The organism is Peptidiphaga sp. (assembly GCF_057238965.1).
Genome location: NZ_DBHHEV010000048.1, coordinates 12,753 through 15,845, shown reverse-complemented (window position 1 = coordinate 15,845; position 3,093 = coordinate 12,753). Strand labels below are relative to the sequence as shown.

Sequence of the window (3,093 nt, the reverse complement as noted above, 5' to 3'; positions counted from 1 at the left end):
GGCGCCCTTGCGCCCTGGAAAAGTGGCGGGGTTCGCGCAGGGAGCGCTCGGCGCCGGGAGTCGAAACCTCCAGCGTGTACGCGCCCTGCACCAAATCGACGTCGTCGAGCCGCTGCGAGATGTCGCGCGAAACCTCGGTCAGCCGGTCGGAATCCACTCCCCCGGGCCCGGAGGGCAGGTCGACGACGACTTTGACGACGAGGTTCTTGCCGCCCCTGCCGACCTTCACCGTTTCCAGGTAAAGTCCGCACGAGGCGACGACTTCGTCCAACGCCGCGGAAATGCTCTCGGTCATCTCTGCATTTCCTCGGCGTTCCTGGTGTGGACGGCGTGAGTCGCGGGAATCGCGACGTCCACCGGGATGGGTTCTACGTGACGGTGCCATGCCTCTAGCCTACCGATTCATCGGCCCGGAGCGGGTGAAATATGGGATCGCGCCCGTGGCAAAATTGGCTCATGACATCTCGTCGCTTAGTTTTCGGCCTTTCCGCTCTCTTGGCGGTGCTTTTGATCGGTCTGCTCATCGCATCGGGCGTGCGCTTCGACAACCAGGACGTCGATCCGGCGCCCGCTTCGAGCCAGGAGCGCAAGCGCCAAGCGCTCGCTGAAAAGTCGACGCTCATCGCCGATGCGGCGAAGCGGTTGGCCTCCGCGTCGCCGAATTCGAACGTTTTCGCCCGTGTGGAAAACGCCGCGGCCGCATATGCCTCCGCGCTGGGAGGGGTGTGGAGGCCGTGGCCGAACGGCGCGCCTTCGGGACGCACGAACCCGCCGGTTTCGACGTCGGCGCCCGCGAACGCGGATGCCTCCTTCCTCGTCCTCAAACTCGGCGAACTCTCGCGAGAGGCCGTTGCGGCCGCGAATTCGGCCCCGGTTTCAGAACGCGAAACCTACCTCGCCGTCGCGCTCGACGCACGCCTTCAAGCCGTGGGCGTGGCGACGCACGCGGGGGGCAAAGCCTCGTGCGGCGACGCCGATCCGGTTGCGGCGGGCAAGGCGGCGGCGACCGAGGAAGCCCTTTCCGGCGTCGAGGCGGCCCGCCAATGGCTGGAGACGGACGTCGCCTCCCTCCCCGCGAATCAGCGGCAGGCGGGCATCGCCCGCATCGACTCGATCAAAGCCGCCCAGTCGGCGATGATGTCCTCCGGCGCCAAAGACAGGCGCCCGGCCGTCGTCGCCCTTCCCAAGCTCGCCGCGGGCGAGACCCTGAGGAGCGCGGCGTTGAAGAGAAGCTCGACCGCGCTCGTGAACGGCGCGGCGAAAGCCGGCAAGCCGAACGGAGAGGCGGCTGTCAGCTACGCCTGCTCTCTGTATGCCGCGCAAGAAGAACGCGACAGCGTGGGGACGCTCCTGAAGAAGTAACGGAGCAAACCGCCCGAGCGCGGCCTGGCACCCGGACGTCAGCTCTGCGCGGACAAGGCGGACCGGACGAGCTCGCCGACCCGCTCGCGGGCCTGCTCAACGGGCGCCTCGATCGTTTCTCCCGCCCGGTCTCGGATCTCCACGAGCCCCTCGGCCAGCCCGCGTCCGACGACGACGCCGAAGGGCACGCCCAGCAGCTCGTAGTCGGCGAACTTCACTCCGGCGCTGACCTTGCGGCGGTCGTCGAGCAGCACTTCGACTCCGTCGGCCTCCAAACCGGCCGCGATGTCCTCGGCGGCGGCGTAAAGGGCCTCGTCCTTTCCTGCGGCGACGATGTGAACGTGCGCGGGCGCCACGCTTGCCGGCCACATCAAGCCCCGCCCGTCGTGGTTCTCCTCGGCGAGCGCGGCCAGAACCCGGGTGATCCCGATTCCGTACGATCCCATCGTCACGGTTCGGCTCTTTCCGTTCTCGTCGAGGACGGAAAGGCCGAGGGCCTTCGCATACTTGCGGCCAAGCTGGAATATGTGCCCGACCTCGATTCCCCTGGCGATCTCCAGAGGGCCCGAGCCGTCGGGCGCCTCGTCCCCGGCGCGCACCTCGGCCGCTTCGATTGAGCCGTCGGCCTCGAAATCACGCCCGTAGACCAAGCCGACCACGTGAACGTCCGGCTTGTTCGCGCCGGTCACCCAACGCGACCCCCTCGCGACGCGAGGGTCAAGGAGGTAGCGCGGAGCGGGCGGCTCCGCCTCGGCCGGACGCGCCGACTGCGGTCCGACCGCTTGGGGCCCGATGTATCCGGGGACCAGCTCCGGATAGGCCTCGAGGTCTTCCGGCGTCGCAATCTCGACCTCTGCGGGGGCGAGCGCCGCCTCCACCCGCTTCATGTCGACGTCCCGGTCGCCCGGCAGCCCGATGACGATCACCTCGCGGCGTCCGTCGGGATGGACGGCCGCGACGACCACGTTCTTCAGGGTGTCCGCAGCCGTCCACGGTCCGTCGGGCTTCGGCGCCGCCTCGTTGACCGCGTCGACCAGCGTGGCGATCGTCGAGGCTCCGGGAGTGACTGTCTCCACAGGCTGGCCGAAGGAGGACGAATCGACCTCGGCCGGCGGGACCGTGGCGACCGCCTCGGTGTTGGCCGCGTACCCTCCGGCGGAACGCACGAAAGAATCCTCCCCGATGTCGCAGGGAAAGAGGAACTCCTCGCTTCGCGATCCCCCCATCGCCCCGGAAACCGCCGAGCATATGACGACGGGCAGGCCAAGCCGGGCGAAGATCCTCTGGTAGGCGGACCGCATGGCGGCATAGGAGGCGTCCAGCCCCGCTTCATCGACGTCGAAGGAGTAGGCGTCCTTCATCACGAACTCGCGGCTGCGGATGACCCCGGCCCTCGGGCGGGCCTCGTCGCGATACTTCGTTTGAATCTGGTAGAGCGAGAGCGGAAGGTCCTTGTACGAGGAGTACATGTCCTTGACCAGCAGGGTGAAAAGCTCTTCGTGCGTCGGCGCCAAAAGGTAGTCCGATTCTTTGCGGTCCTTGAGTTTGAACAGCGTGGGACCGTAATCGCTCCACCGGCCGGAGGCCTCGTAGGGCTCGCGGGGCAAGAGCGCCGGGAAATGGACTTCTTGGCTGCCGGCCGCCTCCATCTCTTCGCGCACGATTCTCTCGATCTTTCTCAGCACCCGGAGGCCAAGCGGCAGCCAGGTGTAGATTCCGGGGGCCGCGCGG

The 3,093-nt window shown here is 67.8% G+C and carries 2 protein-coding genes and 1 pseudogene; 1 reads left to right on the top strand and 2 read right to left on the bottom strand.

Annotated features, from left to right (window positions below; all coding sequences use genetic code 11):
• Positions 1-295 (bottom strand): annotated as a pseudogene (locus ACO48X_RS06995) (ribosome maturation factor RimP); the annotation flags it as partial.
• Positions 296-456: 161 nt separating this feature from the next.
• On the opposite strand from ACO48X_RS06995, the gene ACO48X_RS06990 reads away from it, so the two are divergent.
• Positions 457-1,362: a hypothetical protein gene (locus ACO48X_RS06990; RefSeq protein WP_485001374.1), complete on the top strand. Its 906-nt coding sequence runs from the start codon at positions 457-459 to the stop codon at positions 1,360-1,362.
• 38 nt (positions 1,363-1,400) lie between these two features.
• Here the strand turns inward: ACO48X_RS06990 and ACO48X_RS06985 are convergent.
• On the bottom strand, positions 1,401-3,093 hold a 1,693-nt coding region (locus ACO48X_RS06985), incomplete at its 5' end, for a proline--tRNA ligase (RefSeq protein WP_485001373.1).

Coding starts and splice junctions, on each gene's coding strand:
- ACO48X_RS06990 (WP_485001374.1), top strand. CDS start 457: ATGACATCTCGTCGCTTAGTTTTCGGCCTTTCCGCTCTCTTGGCGGTG.